This is a genomic window from Nitrosophilus sp. (assembly GCF_982775275.1).
This window is the reverse complement of record NZ_CEXZHP010000113.1, coordinates 1-5,048: the sequence shown is the minus strand read 5'-3', so window position 1 is coordinate 5,048 and position 5,048 is coordinate 1. Positions and strand designations below refer to the sequence as shown.

The window sequence follows — 5,048 nt, the reverse complement described above, 5'->3', positions numbered from 1 at the left end:
TAAAGCCTTTAGGCTTTAAGAGGCAAACTGTTTTGCCTCTGTGCCCGAGCGAAAGACGCGGACTTATGCGAGTCCTAAACCTGAGGATTTTAGTGGTGAGCATATGAGCGGATAGTTAAAATAGTTGGGTAGTTGAGTGGTTAGATAAAAGGTTGAAGGTAGAAGGGGGGTAAGGTGATAAGGGGGTAAGGTGGTAAGAGAGGATTCAATTTCCGATGCCTAATTCCCAATTTCCATTTACTAATGTCTAATGTCCAATGTCAAAATTGGTTAAAATAGTTAAAATGGTTGAGTAGTTGGGTAGTGAGAAAGTGAAAAAGTTAGAAAGTGGAAATGAAAATCACTAATACCCAATTCCCAATTCCAAATTCCCAATATCATGTAAACAATATGTTTTTACCAAGCAAATCAAATTAGGAGGAAAAATGGCAAAAGATGATGTAATTGAAGTTGATGGTATTGTTAAGGAAGCGTTGCCAAATGCAATGTTTAGAGTAGAGCTTGAAAACGGTCATGTGGTATTGTGTCATATTGCCGGTAAAATGAGGATGCATTATATAAAAATTTTACCCGGTGACAAAGTAAAAGTAGAGTTGACTCCATATAGTTTGGATAAAGGAAGAATTGTTTTTAGATATAAATAATTTAAAATTTATCTTAAATTAAGCTCTATTTCAGTATAATTTTGTCCCTTTCTGGGAGACTAATAGATAAATCTTTGTAAGAAGCCGCACTCTTCTTGCAAGGATTGGTTTAATTAAACTCGTTAAACCTAGGCGTACCGTAATTGAGTGCAGTTTTTTAGGGTTAAGGTAGAAGGTAAAAGGTTGAAGAAACAAAAGTTTCTTTGCCCTTCACCCTTCATCCTTCGCCCTTCTACCTATTTTGAAGGAGATACAATGAAGGTTAGACCATCTGTAAAAAAGATGTGCGAAAAATGCAAAATTATCAAACGCAAAGGCGTAGTTAGAGTAATATGCGTAAATCCAAAACATAAACAGAGACAAGGATAGTAAATGGCTAGGATTGCAGGTGTAGATTTACCCAAAAACAAAAGAATCGAGTATGCTTTACCATATGTTTATGGCATAGGCCTCGCTACATCAAGAAAAATTCTTGATGCGACAGGAATAAGCTACGACAAAAGAGTATATGAGTTAACCGAAGATGAAGTAGCTAAAATAAATAAAGAGATCAGAGACAATTATATGGTCGAAGGTGATCTTAGAAGAAAAGTTGCAATGGATATAAAAGCCTTGATGGATATCGGCTGTTACAGAGGCTTAAGACACAGACGCGGTCTTCCGGTTAGGGGTCAAAGAACTAAAACAAACGCCAGAACAAGAAAAGGTAAGAAAAAAACTGTAGGTTCTAAATAAAGGATTGATATATGGCAAAAAGAAGAGTTAGAAAAAAAATAGTCAAAAAAAATATTGCAAGAGGTGTAGTATATATAAACGCGACTTTCAATAACACCGTCGTTACCGTTACTGATGAAATGGGAAATGTAATAGCTTGGAGTAGCGCAGGAAGCCTTGGTTTTAAAGGTAGTAAAAAATCTACTCCTTTTGCCGCGCAGCAAGCGGTAGAGGACGCTATGAACAAAGCAAAAGAACATGGAATCAAAGAAGTTGGTATAAAAGTTCAAGGTCCAGGAAGCGGTAGAGACACTGCGGTAAAAACGGTTGGAGCAACCGAAGGTATTAAAGTACTATTTTTTAAAGATATAACACCGCTTCCACATAATGGATGTAGACCTCCAAAAAGAAGAAGAGTATAAAATTACGGTACGCTAAAGTTTAGAGAATTTTTTAAGTTAGGAGAAACTATGGCAAGATATAGAGGTCCGGTAGAAAAGATAGAAAGACGTCTTGGTGTAAGTCTCGCTCTTAAGGGTGAGAGAAGATTGGCAGGCAAATCTGCTTTGGATAAAAGACCTTATGCACCGGGACAACATGGACAAAGAAGAGCAAAAATAAGCGAATACGGTTTACAGCTTAGAGAAAAACAAAAAGCTAAATTTATGTATGGTGTTGCCGAGAAGCAGTTTAGAAATCTTTTTAAAGAAGCTGCGAGAATGGAAGGCAATACCGGGGAAAATTTGATTATTTTGCTTGAGAGAAGATTAGATAACGTTGTTTATAGAATGGGATTTGCTACTACAAGAAGATTTGCAAGACAGCTTGTAAATCACGGGCATGTTTTAGTTGATGGAAAAAGAGTAAATATTCCATCATATAGAGTTAAGCCTGGACAAAAGATTGAAATAAGAGAAAAAAGCAAAAACAATCCTCAAATTCAAAGATCGTTAGAACTTTCAAATCAAACAGGAATCGTTCCTTGGGTTGATGTAGATAAAGAGAAAGTTTTTGGAATTTTTACAAGACTCCCAGAAAGAGAAGAGGTAGTTATACCTGTAGAAGAGCGTCTAATAGTTGAGCTATACTCTAAATAAGGATGAAGGTGTAAAGGCAGAAGGTAACAGTTTAGCCTTCAACCTTTATCCTTCAACCTTCAATCTAAAAAAAATCAAAAAGAGAGAGTAAGCATGAAAAAAATAAAAACATCACCTTTTATGCCTTCTGAAGTGGAAGTTTATCAAACAGATAAAAATAGTATCAGAATAGAGGCATACCCATTTGAAAGCGGATACGCTATCTCAATCGCACATCCTTTAAGAAGATTGCTTTTGAGCAGCTCTATCGGTTATGCGCCAATTGCCATTAAAATAGATGGGGTTGCCCATGAGTTTGATAGCGTTAGAGGAATGTTGGAAGATGTTGCTGTATTTATCATAAATCTTAAAAATATAAGATTTAAAATTAGAGATGAAAGCGATAAAAAAGAGGTATCTTACGAATTTAACGGACCAAAAGAGATATATGGTAAAGATTTGGAGAACGAAGATATCCAGATCGTAACACCAGATGCATTTTTGGCTACGTTAAATGAAGATGCCAATCTTAAATTTTCACTTATTATTCACAAAGGTATAGGATATGTGCCTAGTGAAGAGATAAGAGAGGAGTTGCCTCAAGGATATCTTCCGTTAGATGCCTTTTTTACGCCTGTAAAAAAAGCTGTTTATGATATTGAAAAAATATTGGTTGAAGATAATCCAAATTTTGAAAAAATAGTTTTCAATATCGAAACAGACGGACAAATCGATCCCGTAACCGCTTTTAAAGATGCTCTATCTGTAATGCAAAGTCAAATGTCGGTATTTAATAAAGAGTTAAATGTTCAGGTTGAAAAAGAGAGTGCAAAAAATTCAGACTCAGCAGAAATTAAAAAACTTTTGCAAAAAATCGATCTTTTAAATTTGAGCGCAAGAAGTCACAATTGCCTTGAAAGAGCGGGTATCGAATATATTGGAGAGCTTGTTTTAATGGATGAAGATGAGCTTAAAAATATAAAAAATTTAGGAAAAAAATCTTTAGAAGAGATAAAAGAGAAGCTCGAAGAGCTCGGCTTTACTAAAGAAAATCTAGATAAAGATATTTTAGATACGCTAAAAAAGAAATTGGAAAATTTAAAGTCTTAAAGGATGATTTATGAGACATAAACATGGATATAGAAAACTTGGAAGAACCAGTTCCCATAGGAAAGCGTTGCTTAAAAATCTGGCAATCGCACTAATTAAATATGGCAAAATCGAGACAACCGTAGCTAAAGCAAAAACATTAAGAAGTTATATAGAAAAACTAATAACAAAAGCAAAAAAAGGCGATTTTAATGCCCATAGAGAAGTTTTTGCATATCTTCAAGATAAAGAGGCTACAAAAAAGCTAATGAATGAGATCGCTCCAAATTATAAAGATAGAAACGGCGGGTATACAAGAATAGTAAGAACAAGAATCAGAAGAGGCGATGCTTCTCCTATGGCTTTTATAGAGCTTGTTTAATTTTAGCCGACTTTATGTCGGCTATACTCTCTACTAATTTTAAAATCTTATCTTTTTTTAAGCTAACTTACTTTATATTCCCTTAACCAAACTTTAGGAGATGTTATGATACCTTTTAGTGATGAAGATCTATTGCCTGCGGTAGAGAAATCTATCGAAAAAATTAAGCCTATGCTAGCTCTTGATGGAGGGGATATAAAGCTTCTTGGCGTAAAAAACGGCAAAGTTTTTGTCTCTTTAGGCGGGGCTTGCGTTGGATGCGCAGCAAGTGGAAATACATTAAAATATGGAGTAGAAAGACAGTTAAAAATAGATATTCATCCAGAAATAGAAGTTATAAATATTGCTCCAAATTTAGCCGATAATTGGGAAGAAATAGCAGAACAAATCGCAAAAGAAGAGAGTAAATGAGAAAAAAACCAAATATCAAAAAATTTTTTAAAGAGGCGAATAAAGCTTTTTTAAACCAAGATTTTAAAAAGGCTATATTTTATTATTCTCTAATTTTAAAGCAAGATCCAGGCAATAAAGAGGCAAAAATAGGAATATTGCTTAGTGATTTGGCTCAAGAAGAGAGTGATGAAGCAACCGTATTGTTTGATTATTATCAAACATTAAAAAGCGAAAAAAACGAAGATGCTGAAGAGATAATAGAAGAAGTAATAAAAAATCACGATTTAACATTGGAGCAAATTTCAAAATTTTTAACGCAAGAGTCAGATGAGATAGAAGATGGGATTTCATATAGCGATTTTAAAAAACATATAGAATATAGAGGAAGTTTTAAAAGAGCTTTTGAAGATATAATGTTTAGCACAAAGGTTATAATTTACGAAAAAAGCGATTTTTTAGATTTTTTAAACTCGCTTATAGAAAATGGATTTGATGATATGGCGTTATCATATTTGGAAGATGCTACTTTACTATATCCAACAGATAACAAAATAAGAGAAATGCTTAATAAAATTAAACCAATAAACCAACATCATGATAGCTAAATTTAAAAATTTTACTGTAACCGACGATACCAAAAAGTATAACGATGATATCTTTTTTTTAAAAACTCATCAAAATGAAAAATATATAAACAATAAAATAAAAAATATTATAACTCCAAAAGAGCTTTTAGATAAACTTAATCTA

At 33.6% G+C, this 5,048-nt stretch carries 9 protein-coding genes; all 9 read left to right on the top strand.

All coding sequences use genetic code 11. From position 1 onward, the window contains the following. Positions 1-425: 425 nt before the first annotated feature. Positions 426-644 carry a translation initiation factor IF-1 gene (gene infA / locus AC30RD_RS06255; protein WP_489493507.1) on the top strand — a complete coding sequence of 73 codons (219 nt, stop codon included), beginning with the start codon at positions 426-428 and terminating at the stop codon, positions 642-644. 255 nt (positions 645-899) lie between these two features. Then, entirely contained in the window at positions 900-1,013 is a 114-nt protein-coding gene (gene rpmJ / locus AC30RD_RS06250) for a 50S ribosomal protein L36 (RefSeq protein ID WP_012081622.1), read from the top strand. Between the two features lie 3 nt (positions 1,014-1,016). After that, positions 1,017-1,379: a 30S ribosomal protein S13 gene (rpsM, locus tag AC30RD_RS06245; RefSeq protein ID WP_281951941.1), complete on the top strand. Its 363-nt coding sequence runs from the start codon at positions 1,017-1,019 to the stop codon at positions 1,377-1,379. An 11-nt stretch (positions 1,380-1,390) separates the two neighbouring features. Continuing rightward, entirely contained in the window at positions 1,391-1,780 is a 390-nt protein-coding gene (gene rpsK, locus AC30RD_RS06240; protein WP_489493504.1) for a 30S ribosomal protein S11, read from the top strand. A gap of 48 nt (positions 1,781-1,828) precedes the next feature. After that, positions 1,829-2,455 (top strand): 30S ribosomal protein S4, encoded by a 627-nt coding sequence (gene rpsD / locus AC30RD_RS06235; protein ID WP_489493503.1) that lies wholly within the window; start codon positions 1,829-1,831, stop codon positions 2,453-2,455. Positions 2,456-2,548: 93 nt separating this feature from the next. Further along, complete coding sequence (locus AC30RD_RS06230; RefSeq protein WP_489493502.1) at positions 2,549-3,544, top strand: DNA-directed RNA polymerase subunit alpha; 996 nt, start codon at positions 2,549-2,551, stop codon at positions 3,542-3,544. 10 nt (positions 3,545-3,554) lie between these two features. Then, positions 3,555-3,905 carry a 50S ribosomal protein L17 gene (rplQ, locus tag AC30RD_RS06225; protein WP_489493501.1) on the top strand — a complete coding sequence of 117 codons (351 nt, stop codon included), beginning with the start codon at positions 3,555-3,557 and terminating at the stop codon, positions 3,903-3,905. A 105-nt stretch (positions 3,906-4,010) separates the two neighbouring features. Beyond that, positions 4,011-4,316, top strand: coding sequence for a NifU family protein (locus AC30RD_RS06220; protein WP_489493500.1), 306 nt, complete (start codon positions 4,011-4,013; stop codon positions 4,314-4,316). Beyond that, positions 4,313-4,903, top strand: a complete 591-nt coding sequence (locus AC30RD_RS06215) for a hypothetical protein (protein ID WP_489493499.1) — start codon at positions 4,313-4,315, stop codon at positions 4,901-4,903. The genes AC30RD_RS06220 and AC30RD_RS06215 overlap by 4 nt, the downstream gene beginning before the upstream one ends. The last annotated feature ends 145 nt before the right edge of the window (positions 4,904-5,048 follow it).